At 66.0% G+C, this 24,483-nt stretch carries 20 protein-coding genes; 11 read left to right on the top strand and 9 right to left on the bottom strand.

Translation table 11 applies throughout. The features are described from left to right. Positions 1-10: 10 nt before the first annotated feature. The 4 genes from ACQP2D_RS29945 (at position 11) to ACQP2D_RS29930 (ending at position 3,908) form a co-directional block, all read left to right on the top strand. A complete protein-coding gene (locus tag ACQP2D_RS29945; RefSeq protein WP_433679272.1) occupies positions 11-856 on the top strand; it encodes a DUF4253 domain-containing protein in 846 nt (281 codons plus the stop codon). Positions 857-972: 116 nt separating this feature from the next. Beyond that, positions 973-1,749 carry an ATP-binding cassette domain-containing protein gene (locus ACQP2D_RS29940; RefSeq protein WP_433679271.1) on the top strand — a complete coding sequence of 259 codons (777 nt, stop codon included), beginning with the start codon at positions 973-975 and terminating at the stop codon, positions 1,747-1,749. Further along, positions 1,746-2,879 carry an ABC transporter permease gene (locus ACQP2D_RS29935; protein WP_433679270.1) on the top strand — a complete coding sequence of 378 codons (1,134 nt, stop codon included), beginning with the start codon at positions 1,746-1,748 and terminating at the stop codon, positions 2,877-2,879. Before ACQP2D_RS29940 ends, ACQP2D_RS29935 begins: the two co-directional genes overlap by 4 nt. Before the next feature lie 54 nt (positions 2,880-2,933). Continuing rightward, positions 2,934-3,908: an ABC transporter substrate-binding protein gene (locus ACQP2D_RS29930; RefSeq protein WP_433679269.1), complete on the top strand. Its 975-nt coding sequence runs from the start codon at positions 2,934-2,936 to the stop codon at positions 3,906-3,908. Between the two features lie 103 nt (positions 3,909-4,011). Here the strand turns inward: ACQP2D_RS29930 and ilvA are convergent, their stop codons facing one another. Further along, positions 4,012-5,232: a threonine ammonia-lyase gene (gene ilvA / locus ACQP2D_RS29925; RefSeq protein ID WP_433679268.1), complete on the bottom strand. Its 1,221-nt coding sequence runs from the start codon at positions 5,230-5,232 to the stop codon at positions 4,012-4,014. A 219-nt stretch (positions 5,233-5,451) separates the two neighbouring features. Next, the gene (locus ACQP2D_RS29920; RefSeq protein WP_433679267.1) at positions 5,452-6,621 is read right to left on the bottom strand and encodes a serine hydrolase domain-containing protein; all 1,170 of its coding nucleotides are present in this window, start codon (positions 6,619-6,621) and stop codon (positions 5,452-5,454) included. Positions 6,622-6,782: 161 nt separating this feature from the next. Here ACQP2D_RS29920 and ACQP2D_RS29915 point away from each other — a divergent pair, with 161 nt between their 5' ends. From ACQP2D_RS29915 to ACQP2D_RS29905, 3 genes are all read left to right on the top strand, one after another. Further along, positions 6,783-7,505 carry a GntR family transcriptional regulator gene (locus ACQP2D_RS29915; protein WP_433679266.1) on the top strand — a complete coding sequence of 241 codons (723 nt, stop codon included), beginning with the start codon at positions 6,783-6,785 and terminating at the stop codon, positions 7,503-7,505. A gap of 85 nt (positions 7,506-7,590) precedes the next feature. After that, positions 7,591-9,078 (top strand): NCS1 family nucleobase:cation symporter-1, encoded by a 1,488-nt coding sequence (locus ACQP2D_RS29910; protein WP_433679265.1) that lies wholly within the window; start codon positions 7,591-7,593, stop codon positions 9,076-9,078. Beyond that, positions 9,078-9,812 carry an aspartate/glutamate racemase family protein gene (locus tag ACQP2D_RS29905; protein WP_433679264.1) on the top strand — a complete coding sequence of 245 codons (735 nt, stop codon included), beginning with the start codon at positions 9,078-9,080 and terminating at the stop codon, positions 9,810-9,812. The genes ACQP2D_RS29910 and ACQP2D_RS29905 overlap by 1 nt, the downstream gene beginning before the upstream one ends. Before the next feature lie 18 nt (positions 9,813-9,830). Here ACQP2D_RS29905 and ACQP2D_RS29900 read toward each other — a convergent pair whose 3' ends face one another. From ACQP2D_RS29900 to ACQP2D_RS29880, 5 genes are all read right to left on the bottom strand, one after another. Further along, entirely contained in the window at positions 9,831-10,178 is a 348-nt protein-coding gene (locus ACQP2D_RS29900) for a hypothetical protein (RefSeq protein WP_433679263.1), read from the bottom strand. A gap of 574 nt (positions 10,179-10,752) precedes the next feature. After that, positions 10,753-11,331, bottom strand: a complete 579-nt coding sequence (gene idi, locus ACQP2D_RS29895; protein ID WP_433679262.1) for an isopentenyl-diphosphate Delta-isomerase — start codon at positions 11,329-11,331, stop codon at positions 10,753-10,755. Beyond that, positions 11,328-12,200 (bottom strand): geranyl diphosphate 2-C-methyltransferase, encoded by an 873-nt coding sequence (locus ACQP2D_RS29890; RefSeq protein WP_433679261.1) that lies wholly within the window; start codon positions 12,198-12,200, stop codon positions 11,328-11,330. The genes idi and ACQP2D_RS29890 overlap by 4 nt, the downstream gene beginning before the upstream one ends. 27 nt (positions 12,201-12,227) lie before the next feature. Next, the gene (locus ACQP2D_RS29885; RefSeq protein ID WP_433679260.1) at positions 12,228-13,808 is read right to left on the bottom strand and encodes a family 2 encapsulin nanocompartment cargo protein terpene cyclase; all 1,581 of its coding nucleotides are present in this window, start codon (positions 13,806-13,808) and stop codon (positions 12,228-12,230) included. 15 nt (positions 13,809-13,823) lie between these two features. Beyond that, positions 13,824-15,230: a family 2B encapsulin nanocompartment shell protein gene (locus ACQP2D_RS29880; protein ID WP_433679259.1), complete on the bottom strand. Its 1,407-nt coding sequence runs from the start codon at positions 15,228-15,230 to the stop codon at positions 13,824-13,826. 562 nt (positions 15,231-15,792) lie between these two features. Between ACQP2D_RS29880 and ACQP2D_RS29875 the strand changes: the two genes are divergently transcribed. Then, positions 15,793-18,786, top strand: a complete 2,994-nt coding sequence (locus tag ACQP2D_RS29875; RefSeq protein ID WP_433679258.1) for an acyl-CoA synthetase — start codon at positions 15,793-15,795, stop codon at positions 18,784-18,786. A 147-nt stretch (positions 18,787-18,933) separates the two neighbouring features. Next, a complete protein-coding gene (locus ACQP2D_RS29870) occupies positions 18,934-19,224 on the top strand; it encodes a hypothetical protein (RefSeq protein ID WP_433679257.1) in 291 nt (96 codons plus the stop codon). A gap of 6 nt (positions 19,225-19,230) precedes the next feature. Here the strand turns inward: ACQP2D_RS29870 and rffA are convergent, their stop codons facing one another. Both rffA and ACQP2D_RS29860 read right to left on the bottom strand, forming a co-directional pair. Then, complete coding sequence (gene rffA / locus ACQP2D_RS29865; protein ID WP_433679256.1) at positions 19,231-20,367, bottom strand: dTDP-4-amino-4,6-dideoxygalactose transaminase; 1,137 nt, start codon at positions 20,365-20,367, stop codon at positions 19,231-19,233. After that, entirely contained in the window at positions 20,364-21,488 is a 1,125-nt protein-coding gene (locus tag ACQP2D_RS29860) for a glycosyltransferase (RefSeq protein ID WP_433679255.1), read from the bottom strand. The genes rffA and ACQP2D_RS29860 overlap by 4 nt, the downstream gene beginning before the upstream one ends. 193 nt (positions 21,489-21,681) lie before the next feature. On the opposite strand from ACQP2D_RS29860, the gene ACQP2D_RS29855 reads away from it, so the two are divergent. Both ACQP2D_RS29855 and ACQP2D_RS29850 read left to right on the top strand, forming a co-directional pair. Then, entirely contained in the window at positions 21,682-23,937 is a 2,256-nt protein-coding gene (locus tag ACQP2D_RS29855; protein ID WP_433679254.1) for a hypothetical protein, read from the top strand. Continuing rightward, complete coding sequence (locus ACQP2D_RS29850; protein ID WP_433679253.1) at positions 23,934-24,479, top strand: GtrA family protein; 546 nt, start codon at positions 23,934-23,936, stop codon at positions 24,477-24,479. Before ACQP2D_RS29855 ends, ACQP2D_RS29850 begins: the two co-directional genes overlap by 4 nt. Positions 24,480-24,483: the final 4 nt, after the last annotated feature.

The following is a 24,483-nucleotide window of genomic DNA, read 5'->3' as shown; positions in this document are numbered from 1 at the left end:
ATGGCGACTCATGAGGAGACATTTCGGGGCAGGGACCTTCACACCGGATAGGCAGGCGCAGCCCCCGGCGGTGCCGTTCGCGGGCAATGACCCGGTGGAGGCGTTGTCGGCGTACGGAATCGAGCTTCCGGCGGCGTCGGTGGTCGAGCGAACGGTGTCCGGAGCTCCGGTGTGGGTGGTATCGACCGAGCCGGGCTACCCGGCGACCGGATTGTGGGAGCAGGTGCGGGATGTGCATCCGAAGACCGGACTGTGGCCGCTGCTGACCAAGACCGATACCTGGTACCGGACCGGCCCCGAGCACGGTTGGGAGCGTTCGCGCGACCTGTCGGTTCCGGAACTCATCGCGAAGACCGACGGTGCGGACTGGCTCCGCGAACAGTATCGCGAGCTGTCGACCGAGGATGGGTCGATTCCCCGGGGCGGACCGGATTGGGCCGATCTGGATCTCGAGCTCTACGACTACGAAGGATTCGATTGGGCGGATGTCTGGAATGTCCGCGACGATTGCGAGGAGTTCGATCAACTGGCGCTGGTGCCCGCCGCGAATTCCTGGCTGGTTCCCTACGAACTGCAATGGTCGGGCGCGCTGAACCACGATATCGACGGTGCCGATCACGCGCTGGTGCTGCGGCGGTGGGCGGCGTCGGAGCGCGGAGGTGAGCTCGTCGCGCTGGAGTCCGACACCCTGTGGCTGCGTGTCGAACACGAGCCGGAGCTGAGTGAAGGCAGTGCGCTCGCACTGGCACTCGAGGGGTATCTGTACTGCGCGGATGCGGCAGAACAGGATCGCGATTCACTCGATGAACTGGCCGAGTCCATGATGCGACAGCTCTGGCGCTTCTGGTGGGACTGATCGGTCTCGTTGCGCCCTGCGCATTTTGCCGAATTCGTCCCATGAGAGGTGGCGGCGAACGTAGCATCGGCCGATGGATTGGACGCTTGCTCACCTGACTCGACGTGGGTGACGATATGGCATCGGATGCGGGCGATGTGGTCCTCGAGGCCCAGGCCCTGGTGAAACGCTACGGCAGCGTCGAGGCGTTGCGGGGAGCCAACTTTCAGGTGCGCGCCGGTGAGGTCGTCGCATTGATCGGCGACAATGGCGCGGGCAAGTCCACCCTGGTGAAATGCCTTTCCGGGGCCGAACAACCGGATTCGGGGGCAATCCTGCTCGACGGCACGGAAACCGTGCTCAGCACGCCGACCTCCGCCCGCAAACTCGGCGTCGAAACGGTGTACCAGGACCTCGCCGTCGCGCCCGATCTGGACCCGGCCGCGAATCTGTTTCTCGGCCGGGAACTGGTCCGCCGCGGAGTGGCGGGCAGACTCGGCATGCTCGACAAGAGCGCGATGCGAACCCAGGCCGTCGAACATTTCCGGCGACTCGGCGTCACCTTGCAGCGCACCGATGTGCCGATCGGCGCGCTCTCGGGCGGTCAGCGCCAGAGCGTGGCGGTGGCGCGCGCGGTGATGTGGGCCAGCAAGGTCGTCTTCATGGACGAGCCGACCGCGGCCCTCGGCGTGGTGCAGCGCGAGCGGGTGCTCGACATGATCCGCAAGGTGCGCGATCAGGGCATTGCCGTCGTGCTGATCAGCCACAATATGCCGGAGGTGCTGGCCGTGGCCGACCGGATCGAAGTGCTGCGCCTCGGTAAGCGCGTCGCTCGGTTCGTCGCTTCCGATGCCACGCTCGAGCAGCTGGTCGGCGCGATGACCGGAGCGCTGTCACATGAGGACGCCAAATGAGCGAGGCATCGCGAAGCGATTCGATGAGGGGCGGCGGTCGGGTGACGGGTGGGCGCGAGCCATCGCACAGCGATTCGACAACTGGTGGGCCCAAAGCCGCGACCGTCGAGGCCAATGGCGGCCCCGACCTGCCGGAACGCACTGTCCTGCAACGACTGCTCGGCGCGAGCACACTGTGGATCGGTGTGGTGCTCGTGGCACTGTGCGTGGTCTTCAGCGTCATCCGTCCCGATGCCTTCCCGACCCGCTTCACCCTCCAGACGCTGCTGATCGAAACCTCGGTGCTGCTGGTTCTTTCGGTCGGGATGACCTTCGTGATCATCACCTCCGGCATCGACCTCTCCGTCGGCATGGTGCTGATCTTCGCCGGAGTGCTCGGCGCGAAGACGATGGAATGGCTGAGCCCCGATGAGAACGCCACCGCGGCGGGCTGGGGGATCATTGGTCTCGGCTTCCTCATGTCCGTTGTCGGCGGCGGCATTTGGGGTCTGCTCAATGGACTTCTGGTGGCCAAGGCCAAGATTCCGCCGCTGATCGTCACACTCGGTTCATTCGGCGCGGCACTCGGTGCGGCGCAACTGATCACCGGCGGCGTCGACACCAGAACCGTCCCCGATAAACTCCGCAATTCCCTGGGTTTCGGTACATCGCTGGGCGGGGTGCCGAATCTGGTGCTGGTCGCCACCGCGGTGACGCTGCTCGCCGCGTGGGTGCTGCACACCACTCGATTCGGCCGCTACACCTACGCGATCGGTTCCAATGAGGAGGCCGCGCGGCGTTCGGGTATCGCGGTCACCCGCCACCTCGTGCTGGTCTATCTGATGACCGGATTACTGGCCGGGCTGGCCGGATTCATGAATCTGGCCTACTTCGGCACCACCACCATCGGTGGGCACGGCACCGACAATCTCGATGCCATCGCCGGTGTCGTCATCGGCGGCACCAGTCTTTTCGGTGGTATCGGCACGATTGTCGGCACGGTCATCGGTGTCTTCATTCCGTCGGTGCTGCGCAAGGGTTTCGTCATCGCGGGGGTGCCGGTGTTCTGGCAGCCGATCGCGGTGAGCGCGGTCCTGGTCGGGGCGGTGTGGTTCGACCAGCTACGCCGCCGGGCCCGGGACCGCAAGTAGAGAGGTAAGCAGTTACAACACTGCGCGATGAGAAAATAAGGCGGAGGTAGCCAGATGAGGGTGGCGAAGCGGACCGCGGTGGTGATCGGCGCGATGGCGGCGGTCGGCGCGCTGGTGGTGGGATGTAGTGGGTCGGTGAGTAATTCCGGCGGAACGGATACCAAGAAATTGGTGTTGATTCCCGGCGTCGCCGACGAACCGTTCTACATCTCCATGCAGTGCGGCGCACAGGACGAGGCGAATAAACTCGGCTACAAACTGGAGACGCAGGCGCCGACGAAATTCGACGCTGGCGCGCAGACTCCGGTGCTGACCGGTGTGGTGGCCAATAAGCCCGGCGGCATTCTGATCGCCCCGACCCATGCGACGGCGATGGCGAATCCGATCAAACAGGCCAAAGACGCCGGGATCAAAATTATCGAGGTAGATACTGCCCTGGACGACACTTCCATCGCATTGTCGTCGATCGCCTCCGATAACAAAAAGGGCGGCGAACTCGCGGCGCAGACCCTGGCCGAGCTGATCGGCGACAAGGGGCCGGTGCTGGTGATCAACACCAAGGCCGGAACCTCCACCACCGATGCGCGTGCGCAGGGGTTCGAAGATGCGGTGAAGGCCTTCCCGGGCATTACCTCGCTCGGGGTGCAGTACAACAATAACGAAGCGGCACAAGCTGCTTCGATCGTCACCGCAACCCTGGCGGCCCATCCCGACCTAGCGGGCATCTTCGCCACCAACCTGAGCTCGGCCGAGGGCGCGGCCACCGGACTGCGCAATGCGAATAAGCTCGGCCAGGTCAAACTGGTCGGCTTCGACGCGAGCCCGAAACAGGTCGAGGATCTGAAAGCCGGTACGGTACAGGCACTTATCGCCCAGGATCCGGGTGGGATCGGCGCCAAGGGCGTCGACCAGGCCGCCGCCGCGCTGGAAGGTAAGCCGGTCACCCGCAATATTCAAACCGATATGGTGGCGATCACGCAGGCCGATATGGATGCGAACTCGAAGTACTTCTACAAGCGGAAGTGCTGACGATCCACCCGGAACTGTACTGAGCGTGTACTTTTCGACGAATCCGGAAATGCCCGTCGGGTTCGCGAAAAGTGCACGTTCAGCGCGGCCGGTCGCCCTGCGCTCAGTCCTCCACGCGCACGGTGTAGCCAGAATTCTCCAATGCGGTGAGCACATCGTCACGATGGGTCGGGCCGCGCGTCTCCAAGGTCAGCGATACCTCGACCTCATCGACGGCGAGCCATCCGCCGGTCCGTGAATGCACCACATCCACGACGCTCGCGCCGGTCTTGCCGACCACCGCGAGCAGCCCGCTCAGCGCACCCGGACGATCCGAAATCGTCACGCGTACAGCGAGATAGCGGCCAGCGGCACCCAGGCCGTGTCCGATGATCCTGGTCAGCATCATGGGGTCGATATTGCCGCCGGACAGAATCGCGCACACTGGCCCCTGCAGTCCGAGTTCGTCGGGTGCACAACTCATCAGGGCTGCCACCGCCGCGGCGCCCGCTGGCTCGACGATCAGCTTCGCCCGTTCCAGGCACAGCAGCAGCGCCTTGGACAGCGCATCCTCTTCCACTGTCACCACCGCGGGCACATGCGCTGCGACATGCGCGAACGGCACCTGACCCGGCAGCCCGACCGCGATACCGTCGGCCATGGTCGACATGCGCGCCACCCGCACCGGCTTACCCGCCGCCAGCGAATCCGGCCACGCCGCCGCCTCCGCCGCCTGCACCCCCACCACTCGCACCTGCGGTGCGACATGGTGCAGTGCGATGGCGACCCCGGCCAGTAGCCCGCCACCGCCGGTCGGCACGAGCACCGTCCCGACATCCGGCATCTGCTCGATGATCTCCAAGGCCACCGTCGCCTGTCCGGCCACGATATCGGCGTGGTCGAACGGATGGATCAGCGTCGCACCGGTCCGCTCGGCGAAATCCAATGCGGCGTCCAGTGAGTCGTCGACGGTCTCACCGACCTGTCGCACCTCGGCCCCATACGCCTTGGTAGCCACCAACTTGGGCAGCGACGCACCAACCGGCATGAATACTGTCGACCGAATCCCCAGGGTGGCGGCGGCCCATGCCACCCCCTGCGCATGATTTCCGGCACTGGCCGCCACCACGCCCCGCGCCCGATCCGCCGCCGGAAGATTCGCGATCCGGAAGTACGCACCCCGCGGCTTGAACGATCCGGTCCGCTGCAAGTTCTCGCACTTCAGCCGCACCTCGGTCGCGGCGCATTCGGATAACACCCGTGACGCAACCACCGGCGTCCGGCGAATCACCGGCGCCAATGCCGCCGCGGCCGCCTCGATCCGCTCCAGTCCCAGCAACTCCATGCGCCCATGCTGCCAGCCCCCACGCCGAATGCGGGGCGACATGTCGAAATCATCCGATGATTGTGCGCAGCGGTGCTGAGGCCAAACTCTGCCTTCGTCGCTGAGCCCGATGGCCCTGTCAACGGGAGGAAGTTGCCGCATACCCCGATGGTCGCCACCTTCGGGTGCTGAGACCGGTGCCTTGCCTCTAGGAGTGGCTGCTGGGCCACGGTCCTCCAGTCACCCCGCCTTTGCAAGGTTGTGCGCAATTGTTCCGAGACGCGCCAACCGAGCATCGCCCAGCGGTGTGAGCTTCCCGCCGAGACGGTTGGTGACGAAAGCCAGCGACATCCCGGTCGCCGGATCGGCGAACGCACCGGAGCCGCCGAGCCCGAAATGGCCGAAGGCCGAGACGGGTTCGGCCTTCGAGGGCTTCATCGGAACGCCGTGGTAGCCCAGTGCCCACGGAATGCGGAAGGCGAGAACGTAATCGGGAGTGAAGACCTGACGCTGGGTGATCTGCTCGACGGTTTCCGGGCGCAACAGCTGGAAGTCCCCGAGGCGACCATCGGTCGCGAGCGCGCTGTACATCCTGGCCAGCGCACGCGCGGAGAACACGCCATTGACGCCCGGCATGACCGAATCGTGCAGGCGCGGATCCGAAACCAAATCGGCGAACCCGCGCGGGGTGGTCTCCGCGGCCGCCGCGAAACGGGTCCGGCCCATGAGTCGGGCACTGTTTTCCCAACTCATTCCGGCGACGGTCAGCCGGGGGAAGTTGGTGGCGATCCGACCGCGCTCGGCTTCCGGCACGCGGAACCAGAGTTCTTCCGCGGCAAGCGGTTCCGCGATTTCGGTGCGCAGAACCTCGGTGAAGTCCGCGCCGGTGACCCGGCGGATGAGCTCGGCGACCAGATGCCCGAAGGAAATTCCGTGATAGCCGCTGGTGTAGGTGTGGCGCGGATCGGGGGAGCAGGCGGCGAGGGCGGCGGTGACCTCGGCGTCGTCGAAGAACCGCTCCACCGGTCCCGGCAGCAGCTCACGCAACCGGTGCAGACCCGCCCGGTGCGTCAGCATTTCCCGGACCGTGATGCGCTGCTTACCCGCCGCCGCGAATTCGGGCCAGTAGGTGGCGACCGGCTCGTCGTAATCGAACAGTCCGCGCTCGGCGAGTCGGTGGGCCAGCGTCGAGACCACACCCTTTCCGGTGGAGTAGGCCATGGCCACGGTATCGGCGGCCCATGGCACGCCGGGATGCGCGAACCCGGCCCACACATCCACCACCGGTTTGCCGTGCTGGTAGACCACGAGTGCGCCGCCGCCGTCGCTGGGGCGTCGGAACAGCGTGTCGAATTCGGCGACCAGACGCACATAGCGACGATCCACCGACTGCGTTGTCGTAAGTGTCATCGGAATACCTCTGTCGTTCGACCGACTAACAGCATGGCACGGCGGTGACGGAGCCTCCTATGGTGTCGATATCCAAACACGCGACCGGTCGGTACGGTGAACGTTTCCTGACCGTCACATCCGGGACCGCGATCGCAACACGGCTCGCATAGCGTGGCCGCATGCCACCGAGACGACGATCGGCGCTGCTCGCGAGGCTAGTTGTCGATGAACCGGGCCGACCGCAAGTGATCCTCGGCGAACTCCGCCGGGTGATTCTCGATGGGGCCGTGCCGCCGTGCACCGTCATCCCGCTGCGCGAGGTCGCCGAATTGTTCGGCGTCAGCCATATCCCGGTGCGGGAGGCGCTCAAGACGCTGATCGGGGAGGGGCTGGTCACGCATCGGCCACACGGCGGGTACGCGGTTGCCCAGCTGACCCCCAATGAGCTGCGCGAAATGTATATCGTGCGCGAGACCCTCGAAACCGCCTCACTGGCGGCGGCCGCGCGCAATGCCACCGTTGCCGACCGCGCCCACCTGCTCGAGGTGAATTCGCTACTGGAACAGGCGATTCGGGACGACGACCCGGTCGCCTATCATCGCCGATCGCGCGATTTCCACGTGGCAATGACCAAACCGTCGCGCATGTTCCGGCTCCTGCACATGCTCGAGTCGGCCTGGAATGTCACCGAGCCGGTGCAGTCGATGGTGCACATCGGCCGTGCCGACCGGGTGCGCCTGCATACCGATCACGCCTTGATGCTCGACGCGTTCATGGCATGCGACGTGGATCGCCTGCTGCTCGCGGCCGAACGGCATCACCGCAGGTTGGAGACGGTCATTACGACGCTGCCCACCGATACCGGTCTGCTCGCACCGGAAGATATATCTGTCGCGCAATAGCCGGGCAATAACTGCGCAATGGCCGGGCAATGCGTGGTTTCTACCGTCGTTTCGATCACAGTTTCGCCCTCGGATGGGACACACCATGACCGAAACGCTCACCACACCGGTCGCACCCGCGGCATCGCCGGCACCCGCCTACGACCCACGACTGACCAATGCGGACCTGGCACCGCTGCGCAAGCAGACCTGGGGTTCCTACAACATCTTCGCCTTCTGGATGTCGGACGTGCACAGCGTCGGCGGCTACGTCACCGCGGGCAGCCTGTTCGCGCTCGGACTGGCCAGTTGGCAGGTGCTCACGGCGCTGCTGATCGGTATCACGATCGTCTATTTCTTCTGCAATCTGGTCGCCAAGCCGAGCCAGGTCACCGGCGTGCCGTATCCGGTCATGTGCCGCAGTGCATTCGGGGTGCTCGGCGCGAATATTCCGGCTATTATCCGCGGCTTGATCGCTGTCGCCTGGTACGGAATTCAGACCTTCCTCGCCTCGGCGGCGCTGGATGTCGTTCTGGTGAAGCTATTTCCGGGATCGGCGCCGTACGCGGTCGCGGATGACTATGGATTCCTGGGACTTTCGCTGCTCGGGTGGGGCAGCTATCTGCTGCTGTGGGGGGTGCAGGCCGGTGTGTTCTGGCGTGGCATGGAATCGATCCGGAAGTTCATCGACTTCTGCGGTCCCGCTGTGTACGTCGTGATGTTCCTGCTCTGCGGGTATTTGATCGCCAAGGCGGGCTGGAGTGCCATCGATCTGAAACTGGGCGAGGTGAAGTACACCGGTTGGGCTTCGGTACCGGTCATGCTCGGCGCGATCGCACTGGTGGTCTCGTACTTCTCCGGCCCGATGCTGAACTTCGGCGACTTCTCCCGCTACGGAAAGAGTTTCGCCGCGGTGCGGCGCGGCAATCTGCTCGGGCTGCCGGTCAACTTTCTGCTGTTCTCGCTGCTGGTCGTGATCACCGCATCGCTGACCGTCCCGGTCTACGGTGAGCTGATCACCGATCCCGTCGCGACGGTGGCGCGCATCGACAGCACCTTCGCGATCGTGCTGGGCGCGTTGACCTTCACCATCGCCACTATCGGGATCAATATCGTCGCCAACTTCATCTCCCCGGCCTTCGACTTCTCCCATGTCAGCCCGCAGCGGATCAGCTGGCGCGCGGGCGGCATGATCGCCGCGGTCGGCTCGATCCTGATCACGCCGTGGAACCTCTACAACAACCCAGAGGTCATCCATTACACCCTCGAGGTGCTCGGAGCGTTCATCGGCCCGCTGTTCGGCGTGCTCATCGCCGACTACTACCTGGTGCGCAAGCAGCGGGTAGTAATCGACGACCTGTTCACCCGGTCGGAGACCGGAACCTATTGGTACAGCAAGGGTTACAACCCCGCGGCGATCATCGCCACGGCCGTCGGCGCGATCGTCGCGGTGATCCCCGTGCTCGCCAAGGACGTCACCGGCATGTACACCGCCGCGCACTACAGCTGGTTCATCGGCTGCGGCCTCGGCTTCGTCGCGTACTACCTACTGGCTACGCGAACCCGATTGGCAGTCGAGGGGGTCGCCGCCTGATGCGCATCCGGGTCGTCAACCCGAACACCACGCGGGCGATGACCGACACGATCGAGCGGTGTGCCGAGGCCGTAGCGGGCCGAGGCACACTGCTCGACGCGGTCACCGCCGAGATGGGGCCCACCTCGATCGAGAGTCACTACGACGAAGCCCTCAGCGTCCCAGGCGTGCTGGCCGCCATTCGGCGCGGAGAGCAGGAGGGGGTCGACGGCTATGTGATCGCCTGCTTCGGCGATCCGGGCCTGGACGCGGCCCGTGAACTGGCCAGCGGCCCGGTAATCGGCATCGCGGAGGCGGCCATGCACACGGCCGGCCATCTCGGCTGCGGCTTCAGCATCGTCACCACACTGAGCCGTACCATCGGCCGCGCCACCGATCTGGTGGACCGCTATGGCATGCGGCGTCACTGCCGCGGCGTGCACGCCTGCGAAATTCCGGTGCTCGCGCTGGAGACCGATCCGGACGCCCGCAAAATCGTCACCGAGGCCTGCCGCGATGCCGTGGACGCCGACGGCTCCAACGCGATCGTGCTCGGGTGCGCGGGAATGGCGGACCTGTGCAACCACATTCGCGACGAGATCGGCGTTCCGGTGATCGACGGCGTCGCCGCCGCCACGCTCACCGTGCAGTCGCTGATCACCCTCGGCCTGCGCAAATCGGGGAGGGGAGAGTTCGCCACTCCGCCGCCCAAGCCGTATACCGGGCCGCTGTGGTCGTTCGGCTCGAACTCCTGAGTGGGGCGTGGATTTCGGTCAGGCGGCGGCTGCGCTGAGGGAGCGCATGGCGGCGTCGGGATCGTCGACGTCGACGACGAGGCGGGTGAAGCCGGGGCCGGCGAGGTCGATGAGAATGGCTTGGCCGTTGAAGGTGGTGTCCCAGAACTCTTTTCGGCCCTTACCCCGGTAGGTGCCCGCCGCGATCACGCCGGGAAAGAAGGTGCCGGGCGCGCGGACCCACGGGGGGCGCAGGTCGACCGGTGCGGTGGTGATATCGGTGATATCGGACAGATCGAAGGTCACCTGCTCGCGTAGCGCCAGCAGACGGTGCCCGCCGAGTACACGAACCGTCACCTTGTCGTCCGCGACTTCGAGTTCGACCATCGTGCACCTCACTAATTCCACAAGCTCGTACCCGATCGAGGATCCAAGTCGGACCTGGCTGCACACTGTGCCGTTCCTGTGAAATCTCGAAGGTTTTGTGCAGTGTGACAACCGCCGCATCGGGTTACGAGCGTTGAATACTTGCTGAAACATAGATATGCGCATTCACACATGAGAGCCCACGAGGGGGCAGCGGCTGCGGGCAGACCCGCACGTGTCGCTCCAAAGAAGCAGCAAAGAGGCGAGGGGACAGCTCATGCTCAGCTCGCTCTACCGCCAGCGGAGGTGACGAAGCTCGGATTGCGACCGTCGTCCGTGCTCGCACGCATGCCACGACGCGGCCGTCGCGCCAAGGCGAGCGCCGGGATCGAGTTCCGTCCTCCGCCCCACACGGCATCGGTCCAGCATCCGCACTGCCACCCGCTGGCAACCACGCGGACGGCGAGTCCCGCTGGACCGGGCAGCCACAAGCGGATCAGCACCGACTACGAGATGACGCCGGAGATGATCTGGCTGCCTCGGCCTCGGCCGCGGCCCGGCGCACCGGCATCGGCCGAGTAGCGGGACTGACTTCTCAGATAACCCGTACCGCCTCGTCCGCGATCTCGAGCACACCCAGCAGCCACGGTGTGTAGCTCTCGGGATGGTCGGCGATCGCGTCGCGTAGTGCATCCGGTTGGATCCACGCGTAGTCGGCGACTTCGGCCGGATCGGGTCGCAGCGCGGCGGTGCGCAAGAACTCCGCACTCAATTGGCCGATGAGCACGTGATCCCATTCGTGTTCTACGCGACCGGTCGCGGAATCCTCGGCGTGATACCGGAAGATGCCGACCTCGGTGAGTGCGGTGGCCAACCCCAACTCCTCGGCCAGCCGGACCGCGGCGGCCGCCGCCACCGGCTCATCCGGCGCCGGATGCCCACAGCAGGTATTGGCCCACAGCAGTGGAAACCGCGTCTTCACCGCGGCACGCTGCTGCAAGAGCACCCGCCCCGCGTCGTCGTAGAGCAGCACCGAGAACGCGCGGTGCAGCAGTCCCGGCGCGGTATGAGCCTGCGCCACCGGGCACGCACCGACCGCGCACCCGGCATCGTCGACGAGTTCGACGGGCAGGGCCTCGCGGTCGGTGATCGGCTTGGTCAGCGTTTCCGTCACCGGCCCACCTTATCGGCGGCAATGAGCAGGTACTGGAAGCTGCCCTCCTTGTAGGCGGTCAGGAACGGCTTCTCCACACCGGTCGCGAGCTCGGATTCGGTGCGCAGCTCCCAGTAGGGGATGGTGGCCGCGGTCAGATCGATCACATTGATCGGCACCAGATTGTGGTCGGCCATGGCCCGGAAATACTCGCTGCGCGGATGGATCATGCAGCCGTAGTGGGCGTCGATCCAGCTGACCGAGGACGAGCGCCCGCCGTTGACATCGTTGGAGCAGCCGGTGACGCAGACGTAGCGGCCACCCGATTCGAGCAGCCGGGAGAATTCGCCGAACAGCTCGGCGAGATCGACGTACATGGTGGTTTCGTTGGTCCAGATGCCGCGCATCGATCCGGTGTCGAAGCCGGTGTCCAGCATGTTCCGGAAGTGGAAACGCACTTTGTCCGCCACACCGCGATGCGCGGCCTGATCATTGGCGAAGCCGACCTGATATTCGGAGATGGTGACGCCGTCGACCTGACAGCCGAACCGCTGATTGGCCATGAAACTGGTACCGCCGCGGCCGGATCCGCCGTCCAGCAGTCGATCGCCCGGCCGGATATCGCCGAGGTGGTCCAGCAGCAGCGCGGCCTGCGCGGTCTCCAGCCGGTGTAGTTCCTCGACGAGCCGCTCTTCGCGGGTGTCCTCGGGCCCGGCCAGCGTCGCCTGATCGGGGTCGCCGATGCCGTAGTGGTGGTGGAAGAGTCCGTCGACCTCACCGAGTTTGACATTGACCCGGTCGTCGTTCGGGTTGTTGTTCCAGTACTCGGCAACGGCCTTCTGGTAGCTGGTGCGCAGGACGGACCCCGTGTCCGGATTGAGCATGGTCATGCCTGATCATCCTCTCGTGTTGCGTTACTACTGATTTCGTTGCGGTACTGGCTGATTCGACTCGTTGTAGCGCTTGCTCGCGGCGTGCCAGGCGCGGTTTCCGCCCATCCAGGCCCAGAGTCCGCCGAGGAATCGGCGCAGTTCGGCCGAGCCGACGGCGGCCAGCGGCCCCGCCTCCTGTTCGAACCGGTGCACCAGTTCGTCGTGGATGGCGGCCGTGCGTACCACCGCCTCGCGCCGGGAGCACCGCTCCTCCGCCGCTAGGACCGTCGGCAGGTTGAATTCCCGACCTTCCGAACGGTCTTCGCGCGCCATCGAGTACAGGTCGTTCACCATCTGACTGGCGAGCGCGGCCGTGGTGACCACCCGCCGCACCCGCGGATCGGTGTACTCGGCGGCCTGGAGTTCATATCCGCCGACCACATCGATCGGCGCCATACACGGCAGGAAACTGTGCGGTTGCCGGTTGGTGAGGTATTCCCACACCGGGGGCATGCGGTGTGAGGCCCGCCAACCGGCCTCCGCGCCGAGCGCGATGAACCATCCGCCGATCTCCGTGCGCAATCGGGCGAGCTGAGCCGGGGTCGCATACCGGGACAGATGCTCGAAGGACGTACGGAACGCGCGCAGGATCGGATCGGCCTGCATGGCCCGTTCCAGCTGTGGCGCGTAGCGCGCTGGCAGATGAACGGGATCTATTGCGGCGGCTGCCAATTCGAGCCGTGGACCGAGTTCGGTCTCGGCACTGGAGGGCGTGCCGTCGGGTGCGGTGTCATCGGCTCCCTCATCACAGTAGTAATCGTCGACCGCCCATTCGGAGACCGCGCATTTGGCGGCGGCGAGCAGCCGGTCGGGATCGTTGCTGTCCGGATGGGCGAGCATGATCAGGCGGCCGAAGTCGGCATCGCGCAGTTCATCCAGTCGTCCGGCGTAGAGGCCGATATCCCGGGCCCAGGCGATGAGTCCGTCATTGACCAGTTCGGCCAATGCCGGATCATCGCGCACCGGCGGTGGACAGTACAGCGGTGGAATCGGTGCCGCGGTGCCGTGCAGGTAGGCCGACGCGGTACCCAATCCGGTGGGGCCGAGGGGAATTCGACCCTGCGCGGATTTCTGCTCGATGGGGGCCGATCCTGTCGGCGCGGCCCCCTGCGCCGCGCCGACAGCGATCGATACGGCATCGAGCGTCACTGGCGGCGGCTGGAAACCAGCCGCCTGGATAGTAGGTGTGCATGCGGGGTCGGGTACCTCAGTAGTAGGTAATCCCGCTTCCGCAGACGTGGACGAGGGGAGTAGGAGCGCAGCCGCGCCGAGTCCGCTGGGTCCGAGGAGGCGGCGCGGAGCAGGTGTCGTAGGTTCGGTGGACCGGTCCGGTTCGGGTGAATCAGCTGCCACCACCTCGGCTTCGGCTGATTCGTTCGATACGGGTATTGCTGTGCATTCGGGTGTATCCGTGCCTTCAGGGGTAACGGCGGTCTCCGGTGGTTCCGGAGCCGCTAGCGGTAACGTCGGCGGAGCGGTGGCATCGAGGTTCGACAACAGCGCGGCAACCGCGGCGGCCACATCACTGGTGGCCGCCGGTGCCGAGACACGCGAGAGCACCGACATCGGTCACCACCCCGGTCATTCCGCCTGCCGGGCGACCAGGACGTTGTCGAGCACGCCCAGCGCGTCCGGCACCAGCACTGCCGCCGAGTAGTAGCAGCTGACCAGGTAGGAGATGATCGACTGATCGTCGATGCCTTTGAAGCGGACGTTCAGGCCGGGCTCGTATTCGTCCGGAATGCCGGTCTGGTGCAGTCCGATGACGCCCTGATCCTTCTCGCCGGTGCGCATGGCCAGGATCGAGGTGGTCTGGGTATCGCTGACCGGAATCTTGCTGCACGGGTAGATCGGGACCCCGCGCCAGGCGAAGACCCGGTGTCCGTCCACCTCGACCGGATCGGGATAGAGCCCGCGCCTACTACATTCACGACCGAAGGCGGCGATCGCCTTCGGATGTGCCAGAAAGAGTTTCGTGCTGCGTCGCATGCCGAGCAGTTCATCCATATCGTCCGGTGTCGGCGCGCCGGATTCGCTGTAGATGCGTTGCTTGAGATCGCAATTGTGCAGCAGCCCGAAATCGGGATTATTGACCAGGTCGCTCTCGCGACGCTCGTAGAGCGCCTCGATGGTGAGCCGCAGTTGCTGCTCGACCTGGTTCATCGGGTCGTTGAACAGGTCGGCGACCCGGGTGTGCACACGCAAGACGCTCTGCGCCAGGCTGAGTTCGTATTCGCGCGGGTCGGCGTCGAGGTCGACGAAGGTGCCCTGCAGCAGCGGTTCGCCCGAGTGGCCCGAGGAGATCTCGATATTCGCCTCGCCCTTGGTATTTTGCGGCCGGGCCGGTGCGGCCGCCACCCGGGATAATTGCTCGCGGAGTGCCGGGGTGGTTTCCAGGATTTCATCGAGCGTTTGCCGGGGGAGTACCAGCATGGTGGTCTGGGTGACGGTCTTGACGGTCACCGGCCAAATAGCCGACTCGTCGACAAGCGTTTCGTCACCGAAGAAATCCCCTCCGGCCAGCATCCCCAACTTGGTTTGCTCGCCGTATTCTCCGGTGCCGATTTTGCTGAGTTTTCCGTGCACGATCAGCATGACCTGATTCATCGGGTTGCCGAATTCGGCGACCACGGTGCCGGGCCCGAGGTCGCGCTGTTCGAATCGCTGGGCGAGTGCGCGCAGCGTCTCCTCGTCGTCGAAGTCCCGCAATTGCGGAAGTTCGGTGAGTTCCATCGGAATCACCCTGGCCTGCGAGCCGTCGATGACGAACTCGACCTCGCCGTTGCCAACGGTATGGGTCAGCCGGCGGTTGACTCGGTAGATACCGCCGCTGACCTGCGTCCAAGGCAGCGTGCGGGTGAGCCAGCGCGAGGTGATGCCCTGCATCTGCGGCTCGGACTTGGTGGTATGCGCGAGCTGGTGGGCGGCACCGGTGCTGAGGCTCTTGCGAACGTTGTTTTCTGTTTGGACTGGCATTTCGATGGTCATGCGTTGTCCTCACCTGAGATGGTCACCGAGACGGGCGATTGTGGTGCACTGGTAGTCGACGGCACTTCAGATTCGGTTGCTGTTCATAACAATTCGACAGGCGGCATGCCTGTCGAGGCTGAGACGACGTGGTTGCCGAGAGATGAGACGGACCGAGACATGAAAAAGGGAACCGACTCTCTCGTGCGAATTGGCTTACGCGACATTGCGTTCCGAACGGCATCGATCCTAGACCGCGAAAGATACTGTGCGCAGGGAAATTTCGAAGAACAAGCCACGAGTGTGCCGGTCTGTTTTCTGGATGGTTACGACACGAACTCGATGCGGACAACCGCAGATAACGTCCTGGGATGAATCGGGACTTCTCGGGCGTGTCTGAACGGTCGGTATTTTTCTGTGCGCCGTCTCCATACCCATCCGGCGGACATCCGGAAGATCGGGCCCCACCTGGCATGGAACCGGTCACAGCGGACACATAATGGATACACGGTGTGGGAAGCTCGTCTGAGCACATCGGGGTGTGTGATGCGGGTCACTTTGCAGGGTAGGGCCAGGAGCGATCGTGAAGTTCAATGCGAAGAGTGTGGTTGGGTCGGTGCAGCGGTTGATGGCGACGGCCCAGAACGGCCTCGAGGTCATCCGCTTCGGCGGGCTGACCCACGATGTCGAGTCGTCGCCGTTCGAGGTGGTGGAACGGCGCAGAATGTATCGGCTGCGCCATTACTTCCCCGACGATACGACGCCGGGGCGCCCGGTCGCGGTCTTGGTGCCGCCGCTGATGGTCAACGCCGATATCTGGGATGTGAACGCCGAGGACGGCGCGGTCGGCATTCTGCACCGCGGCGGAATCGACTGCTGGGTGGTCGATTTCGGTTCGCCCGCCAGTGAGGAGGGCGGCTGGGAACGGGATCTGGCCGATCACGTCCTCGCGGTCGACAGCGCCGTCGATGCGGTCTGCGATGCGACCGGCAGCAGCGTGCATCTGATGGGCTACTCCCAGGGCGGCATGTTCGCCTATCAGACCACCGCATACCGGTTCGGCAAGGGTGTCGAGAGCATCGTGACCTTCGGCAGCCCGGTCGATGTCGTCGCGGGGATGCCGTTCGGACTCCCGTACGGCATGGTCTCCGACGTCGCGGAGTTCCTGGCCGACCATGTGGTGACCCGGCTGCCGATCACCGATTCCATGGTCCGGGTCGGCTTCCAGATGCTCGATCCGGTGAAGACCGCCAAATCGCGCATCGACTTCCTGCGCCAGCTGCACGACCGGGAGGCGTTGCTGCCCAAGGAACGTCAGCGCCGATTCCTCAATAGTGACGGCTGGGTCGGCTACGCGGGTCCGGCGGCGGCCGATCTGCTCAAGCAGTTCGTGGCGCACAACCGAATGATGCTGGGTGGCTTCGTGATCCGGGATCAGCCGATTTCGCTGGCCGAACTGAAGTGCCCGATCCTCGCCTTTGTCGGCGAGGTCGACGATATCGGCCAGCCCGCCGCGGTGCGCGGCATCGTGCGGGCCGCGCCCAATGCCGAGGTCTATGAAGCCAGTTTGGTGGCAGGACATTTCGGCCTCGTCGCGGGCAGCATGGCCACCCGGCACACCTGGCCGCTGGTGCGTCAGTGGGTCGATTGGATGGACGGCGATCAGCCGCTGCCGCCGGAAATCGCGCCGATGACCGAACATGTCGCGACCAACCGGCCGAATTCGGCGGCCACCCGCGTCGTACACACCGCGGCCACCATGGTCGAGGCGGGCGCCGGTGTCGGCAAGGCGCTGGAAGGGATCGCCAACAATACCGTGCGCGGTTCCATCGAACTGGCCGGTGAGGCCGCACGGGCACTGCCGCGGCTGGCCCGGCTCGGCCTGATCCAGCCGCACACCCGAATCTCGTTGGGCCGCTTGGTCGCCGAGCAGGCGCGCCGCGCCCCGCTGCGCGATCTGTTCCTCTTCGACGATCGCGTGCATACCAATGCGGCCGTCAACGCGCGTATCGACAATGTGGTGCGCGGGCTCATTTCCGTCGGCATCCGCCCGGCCATTCGCGTCGGTGTGGTGATGGAGACCCGGCCGAGCGCGCTGGCCACCGTCGCCGCGCTCTCGCGCCTCGGCGCGGTTGCCGTACTGCTCGCCCCCGGTAGCGAACTGGACCGGGCCATCGAGCTCACCGGTATCAAGACCCTGGTCTCGGATCCGGAGAACCTGCGGTCCGCGGCGGCCACCGGCACCCGGGTGCTCGTCCTCGGCGGCGGCGATACGCGCACCCTCGATGTCCCGCTCAGCGACAAGGTGATCGACCTCGAGCAGATAGATCCCACCCAGGTGCAACTGCCCGCCTGGTACCGCCCGGACCCGGGTCTGGCGCGCGAATTGGCCTTCGTGCTCGTCACCGGGACAGGCGACCGGCTCGAGGCCAAATACATCACCAACCACCGCTGGGCGCTGTCCGCCTTCGGCACCGCTACCTCGGCCGATCTGGACCGCAAGGACACCGTCTACTGCCTTGCGCCGCTGCATCATTCGTCCGGTCTGCTGGTGAGCCTCGGTGGTGCGATCGCGGGCGGCAGCCGGATCGCGCTGGCCAGATCGCTGGATCCGACCCGGTTCGACGAGGAGGTGCACCGCTACGGCGTCACGGTGGTCACCTACACCTGGACCATGCTGCGCGACATCCTCGACGCCGAGGTCTTCAAGGCCGGGCTGCGCTCACCCACCCCGTCGGCTCCGTCGGCGGCCACCCCCATGTGGCATCCGATCCGGCTGTTCATCGGCTCGGGCATGCCCGCCGGGCTGTGGCGGCGCACCACCGAACAGTTCGCGCCCGCCCGGGTGCTGGAGTTCTACGCGTCCATCGAGGGCGATGTGGTGCTGGCCAATGTGACCGGTGTGAAGGCGGGCTGCAAGGGCCGCCCGGTACCGGGCACCGCCAGGGTGGAACTGGTCGCCTACGACCCGGTGACCGGCCAGATCCGGACCGACGCGTCCGGCTTCGCGCGCCGCTGCGCCGATAACGAGGTCGGTCTGCTGCTCGGCAAGGCGACCGAGGGTATCGATCTCTCCGACGGCGGACTGCGCGGTGTGTTCACGGCGGGCGATGCCTGGATGCCGACGGAGAACCTGTTCCGTCGCGACGGCGACGGCGACTACTGGCTGGTCGATCGCAGGGATACGGTGATCCACAGCGCCCGCGGAGCGGTATTCACCCAACCCATCGTCGATACCCTCAACGACATCACCGCCGTCGATATGGAGGTCGCCTATGGCCTGTCCGTCGGTGAGCACGCGCTGGCGGTGGCGGCGGTCAGCATCCGCAAGGGCTTCCGGCTGGAACCCAAGGATGTGACCGAGGCGGTGCAGGCCCTCGATCCGGACCAGCGCCCCGACATCGTGTACGTCGTCGGTGAGATCCCGCGCAGCTCGTCCTACCGCCCGTCCACCCGCGCGGTGCAGGCCCAGGGTCGCCCGCGGCCCGGACCCGAGACCTGGTGGTACAACCGGGAATCGGACGCCTACGAGGTGCTCACCGAGGCCGAAGCGACCGCGCTGCTCGGCAACGACTGACCGCGGCCCGGCGTCCCGGCGAAAGCCGGGACCCGGCCCATCGATTCGGCGTTCACCGCGGCGACGAACCCGCCCCGGAAGCCGCCGTCGACGCCCGCAGGTGCGTAGCGTGGATACCAAGTCCTCGACGACGACGGAGGTTTCGAGATGTCGTGGAAGGTTCGGCTGGGCGTCGGCATCCTGGCGCTGCTGGGCGCGCTGATGGTTTTCGGCTTCGTGAAGAGTCTGATCTTCTCGCTGGTGCCCTTGGTGATCCTGCTGCTGCTCGGCTACGGCGCGTTCCGGCTCTACGTCGCCAGCCGAGGTAAAGCCGAAACGACGCCGCAGCTGCCGCAAGCTACACCACCCGCAGTGCAGGCCCGGCCGGCGAAGGATGCGGCGACCAGGCTTCGCGAGATCCGCGAGGAGGCCGCCCGTCAGCAGCGCCAGCAGCAGTAGGGGCGGTTACGAGCTGTAAGCGGTGACGGCCTCGACTACGCGACCGAGCTGAGCCTCGGTCAGCATCGGCCACAGCGGCAGCCGCAGGATCGTCGAGGAGAACCGCGCGCTACGCGTGCACGGCACCGGTGTCCGCCCGTACTTCAGCCCGGCCGGGCTGGAATCCAGCGGGATGTAGTGGAACGGGGCGACGATGCCCTGCGCCGCGAGATGCCGGATGAGCCCGTCACGTGACTCTTCGCTCGGCATCTGCAGGAAGAACATGTGCGCGGTGTGTTCCCGATCCTCGGGCACCGTCATCAGTCGGGCGCCCGTCCGTTCGGCCCAGTCCGGCAGTTGTGCGGCGTAGGTGTCCCACACCCGGTGGCGCTGCGCCTGGATCGCGTCGAATTCATCGAGCTGCGCGTCGAGTACGGCCGCGTTCAGTTCACTGGGCAGATAGCTGGAGCCGATATCCTGCCAGGAGTATTTGTCGACCTGACCGCGCAGGAAGCGGGCCCGGTTGGTGCCCTTCTCCCGCATGATCTCCGCGCGACCCATCAGGATCTCGTCGGAGAGCAGCAGCGCGCCACCCTCACCGCAGTGCACATTCTTGGTGTCGTGGAAGCTCTGGGTGCCCAGCGTGCCGATGGTGCCGAGTTGGCGACCGTGCCAGGTGCCGCCGAGGCCGTGCGCATTGTCCTCGATGAGCGCGATGCCGTGCTGCTCGGTCAGCGCGAGCAGCCGCGCCATATCGGCGGCGACACCGCCGTAGTGCATGACCACGACAGCCTTGGTCCGGTCGGTGATCGCCGCGGCGACCGAATCCGGATCGATATTGCCGCTCGCCTCATCGATATCGACGAAGACGCAGGTCGCACCGCGCAGCGCCATCGAGGTGGCCGCCGAGGTGAATGCGAAGCTCGGCACGATCACTTCGTCATCGGGTCCGAGTTCGAGCAGCAGCGCGGCCAATTCCAGGGCATGCGTGCAGGAGGTGGTCAGCAGCGCGTGCGGTGCCCCGGTGATGTCCTTCAGCTTGGCCGTCGCGGACGCGGTGAACTCGCCGTCGCCGTGGCTGTGGTCCGAGCCGAGTACGGCCTCGATGTTCGCCAGCTCCCGGCTCGCGCGGAACGGCCTGCTGAAGATGATGCGCTCGTTCACTCCCCTGTGCCCTTCTCACCCGCGGCTGCCGGTACCGCGGCGGTGACTCGATGGGTCGTGTCCGGCGCCTCGATGGTAGCCGGGCGCGGAGTGGGGGAGTCCACGGTCAGATAGAGCGGCTTACCGACCAGAATGTGCAGTGCCACACCGAGGTATTCCGCGATGAGCCCGAGCGAGAACAGGATCGCGCCCGAACACAGCAGCGTGACCACGATCATCGAGGCCCAACCCTCGGGATCATTGTTGTGGCCCGCCAGCTTCTGGACGATGATCACCGCCGCCATGATCCCGCCGGCGAGCGCCAGCGTGCCGCCGAGCAGGCTGACCAGCCGCAGGCCGCGGGTCCCGCTGCACAGCACCATCTTCCAGAACAGCGAGAACAGCCGCCGATAGTTGTATCCGGACTCCTCGCGGCCCTCGGCGCGCAGCAGCACCGGCACCGAGACGGCATTGCCGACCACCCAGGTCAGGGCCACATCGAGGTAGGCGCCGTTGGCGGCGACCTCGGCGAGCTGACGACCGATATCGCCGCGGATCAGCCGGAAGCTCTCGAACCGTGTCGAATCCGGGAAGGCGAAGATGGTGGCGAGCACGATCTTCGCGCCGCGCGAGGTGAGGTTGCGCAGGAAGCCGTGCGGGCGGGTATTGGTCGGCTTGGAGTAGACCAGGTCGGCGCGTTCGGCCAGCGCCGCGTCCAGGAAGGCCGCGATGAAGGCGGGATCGTGCTGACCGTCTTCGTCCATCGTGACGATCCACTCGCCGCGCGCGGCCGCCATACCGGCGATGGTCGCGGCGTCCTGGCCGAAGTTGCGGCTCAGCCACACCGCCCTGACCTGCTCGTAGGTCTGCTCGAGCTGCTGCATGACGACATCGGAGCGGTCCGGGCCGTTGTCGTGGACCAGGATGATCTCGTCGACGATGAAGGTGGTGCCGTCGGGTGTCGTGGTCGGCTCGGCGAGCTTGTCGAGTTCGGCGACGAGCGCGGAGATGGTGTCCTCGCCCCGGTATACGGGCACGACGACGGAAACCGAGTGCCGGTGGCCGCTCTGGGACCGGACAAACGGACGCTCGCTCGATGTCCCCGGAACCGGCCGGGGCGTACGTGCGGTGGGAATCGGCATTGGCGAGATCGACTTTCGATGACGGTGCGTGCCGGTACTCGTCGCTGGTGCTGAGCCCGAGCCGTCGTGAACTCTAACATGGTGCCGACCACGCCCCTTCGGCCCGCTGATCATGTTCGGAGCCGATCGGATTCGGGCCACGGGCCAGCGGGCGATGCGAGCCAGCGGTGTTGCACTGTAGGGTCTGGAACTCGTGGTGGAAAGCAGCGTCCCTGCCCCGCGGGACGTGTACAAATGGGGCATCATTACCGCGCTCGGGGTGATCGCGGGATATGTTGCGGTACTGCTGGCCAACGTCCGGCATTTCTACACCGACGACACGGAATCGCAGTACGCCCCGCTATGGGTGATGCTCGGGCGGCAGCTGCGCGACGGACAGCTGCCCGCGCTGGTCCCTGAGCATTGGATGGCGGGCAACTACACGATCGAAGAGGCGGGTCTGCTCAATCCGCCGCAGCTGCTGATCGATCTGATCGCGCCTTCGGTCGACAACCTCGCGCTGTACGCCACCGTGGTCAAGCTGATCTTCGCGGTCATCCTCGGCCTCGGCGTGTACCGGATCTGCCTGGTCTACGGCGCGAAGCCGGCGTGGGCGGCGGTCGCGGGCGTCTCGATTCCGTTCACCGGGTGGCTGCTGTTCTTCGACGAGGCGAGTTGGTTCACCGCGTTCACCGGCACCGCGTGGATGGTGCACGCCTGGGCCTCCGGTGTCAGGTACGCGCGTGGCCGCAGCGGTCCGATTCCGACATTCGTCTTTCTGTATCTGGCCATTTCGGTGCAGTACATCTTCCCGGCCGTCGAGGCCGGGCTGATGATCGGCGCGGTGGCGGTCGGCGAACTGGTTTATCAGAAGAAGTGGCAACCCTCGGTGCGGCTGCTGACGGTGGCCGGTTTCGCGGCGCTGGCCGGGCTCGCGACCTATTTGCCGAGCATGCTCTCGGCCAAGGTGACCTGGCGCGGCACCTCCCAGATCAATAACGACCAGTTCCTGACCGTGCCCTGGTCGGAGTCGCTGAACGCCAGCCTGCCGACCACCATGCCCGCCTACAGTTCCTGGTGGGGCTATATCCAACCACTGCCGGTGGTCTACATCGCGTGGTTCCTGATTCCGGCGCTGGCGTTCGTCGATTGGGGTAAGGCGCGCGCGGGAGCGCGCGAGCTGACCGCGCCCGCGCTGGTCGCGATCATGGCGCTGATGTGGACCGCCGGACCCGGCACCATCGGCCCGCTGCGCTGGCCCGCCCGGGTGCTGCCGATGCTGGCGCTCGGACTGCTGGTGCTGGTGTGTGTGCTGCTCGGGCGCCATGCCACCTTCGCGGACTGGCGTCGGCGCGGCATCGCCGGTGCGCTGCTGCTCGGACTGCTGCTCGCGCGGACCTTCTCCGCGGATCCACACCGCATCGGCTGGCATCTGGTTTCGGTGGCCGCCGTCGCGGCGCTCGGAGCCGCTGTGGTGTGGCTCGGCCGCAACCGGGGGACGGCCGCGGCCTGCGCGCTCGCCATCGTCGCGGTGTTCCCGATCGCCTTCCTCCAGGTGAATATGGTGCAGCCGACACCGATGAGCTGGAACCTGCCGGAGAACCGCGCCGAGATGAAGCGCGCCTTCCCCAAATTCCCCGGCACCACACTGCAACTGGCCGATCGCGGGCTGATCCAGCCCAATGAGCGCACATTGCAGGGCGCGTACGGATCGCTGGTATTCGGTAACTACGCCAAGGATCTCGAGCTGACCTACGTCAGCGGCTACACCCCGAACGGGCACTTCTGGTTCGGCGACATGCTCTGCATGCGCTGGGATACCAGTGTCTGCCCGGATGCCTATCGCCGCGCATTCGCGACCGAACCGACCACCGGCCGGACCATCGTCGATCTGATGAAGGTCGACCGGGTGGTGCTGCAACGCGCGCTGTACCCCGACGCGCGCAACCAACCCGCGCCGCCCGGCTGGAAGTGGGTCGACTACCCGGGCCACGAGCGTTACATCGAGGTGCTCGAGCGCGAGAACGGGCTGCTCTCCACCCAGAACGGCCGGGTCGCCGATGCGACGGGCGTGACCGCCACCTCGGTCTCGGAATCGGATATGACCAGCCGGGTGCGGGTGAATTCGGAGAACGGCGGGCAGATCGTCTTCGCGCGGCTCGGCTGGCCGGGCTACCGGGTGACGCTGGACGGCAAGGACCTTCCGATCAAGGTGGTCGCGAAGATCTTTGTGACCGTGGATGTTCCGGCCGGGACCAAGAACGGCGACCTGGTAGTGAGCTGGCGTCCGCCGGGCTGGAAGATCGGCGGCGCGACCGCGGTGCTCGGCCTGGCCGGACTGAGTGTGCTGCAGTGGCTGTATCTGCGGAGTCGGCGGCCCGATGACGAGCCCGTCGACATGGCGACCGCGGATACGGCGCCGGCGCAACCGCCGACGGCCCAACCCGATCTGGCAGACGCGATCCGGTGACCACGGGTGCGGCGAATTCGGTGAATGCGGGCGCGGGAGATCCGGGGAGCTCGGACGCCGCGAAGGCGGTGGTCCCGCGGCCGACGGAGTCCGAGGACCCGGGACCGCTGCTGCGCATCGTCAAGCGGCAGGAGATCGCGTTCGCGGCTGTCGGCGTCGTGAATACCGCGCTGGGGATGGGGCTGACCGTCATGTGGTTGGCGATCCTCGGCGCGAGCGTGCCACCTGCCGTCGCGGTGGTCCTGGCCTATGCCATCAGCATCGTTATCGCATTCGTCTTGCATCGGACGTTGGTTTTCCGGGTGCGGGGCCACATGATCCGCGATTTCCTTCGGTTCGTCGGCGTGAATTCCGGTGGCCTGCTGATGAATATGGTGTTGCTGTCGCTGGCCGTCTCGGTGCTGCACCTGCCGAGTAAGCCGTCGGCGGTGGTGGTGATGGGACTGGTCGCGATCGCCAGCTACTTCGGTCATCGCTACATCTCGTTCCGGCGAGAGCCGGTGCCGCCGCCACCGGGCGGTTCCGGTGCGGAGCAGTTCTAGGCGC

The sequence above is a fragment of the Nocardia sp. CA-119907 genome, from assembly GCF_050955995.1.
Classification (GTDB): Bacteria; Actinomycetota; Actinomycetes; order Mycobacteriales; family Mycobacteriaceae; genus Nocardia.
Note: the sequence above shows the minus strand (reverse complement) of the source record. Positions and strands in the feature narration are given on the sequence as shown.

Coding starts and splice junctions, on each gene's coding strand:
- ACQP2D_RS29900 (WP_433679263.1), bottom strand. CDS start 10,178: ATGGTCGAACTCGAAGTCGCGGACGACAAGGTGACGGTTCGTGTACTC.
- ilvA (WP_433679268.1), bottom strand. CDS start 5,232: ATGGAGTTGCTGGGACTGGAGCGGATCGAGGCGGCCGCGGCGGCATTG.
- ACQP2D_RS29880 (WP_433679259.1), bottom strand. CDS start 15,230: ATGACCATCGAAATGCCAGTCCAAACAGAAAACAACGTTCGCAAGAGC.
- ACQP2D_RS29870 (WP_433679257.1), top strand. CDS start 18,934: ATGTCGTGGAAGGTTCGGCTGGGCGTCGGCATCCTGGCGCTGCTGGGC.
- ACQP2D_RS29885 (WP_433679260.1), bottom strand. CDS start 13,808: ATGTCGGTGCTCTCGCGTGTCTCGGCACCGGCGGCCACCAGTGATGTG.
- ACQP2D_RS29940 (WP_433679271.1), top strand. CDS start 973: ATGGCATCGGATGCGGGCGATGTGGTCCTCGAGGCCCAGGCCCTGGTG.
- ACQP2D_RS29915 (WP_433679266.1), top strand. CDS start 6,783: ATGCCACCGAGACGACGATCGGCGCTGCTCGCGAGGCTAGTTGTCGAT.
- ACQP2D_RS29860 (WP_433679255.1), bottom strand. CDS start 21,488: ATGCCGATTCCCACCGCACGTACGCCCCGGCCGGTTCCGGGGACATCG.
- ACQP2D_RS29935 (WP_433679270.1), top strand. CDS start 1,746: ATGAGCGAGGCATCGCGAAGCGATTCGATGAGGGGCGGCGGTCGGGTG.
- ACQP2D_RS29945 (WP_433679272.1), top strand. CDS start 11: ATGAGGAGACATTTCGGGGCAGGGACCTTCACACCGGATAGGCAGGCG.
- ACQP2D_RS29890 (WP_433679261.1), bottom strand. CDS start 12,200: ATGACCATGCTCAATCCGGACACGGGGTCCGTCCTGCGCACCAGCTAC.
- ACQP2D_RS29910 (WP_433679265.1), top strand. CDS start 7,591: ATGACCGAAACGCTCACCACACCGGTCGCACCCGCGGCATCGCCGGCA.
- ACQP2D_RS29920 (WP_433679267.1), bottom strand. CDS start 6,621: ATGACACTTACGACAACGCAGTCGGTGGATCGTCGCTATGTGCGTCTG.
- ACQP2D_RS29905 (WP_433679264.1), top strand. CDS start 9,078: ATGCGCATCCGGGTCGTCAACCCGAACACCACGCGGGCGATGACCGAC.
- ACQP2D_RS29930 (WP_433679269.1), top strand. CDS start 2,934: ATGAGGGTGGCGAAGCGGACCGCGGTGGTGATCGGCGCGATGGCGGCG.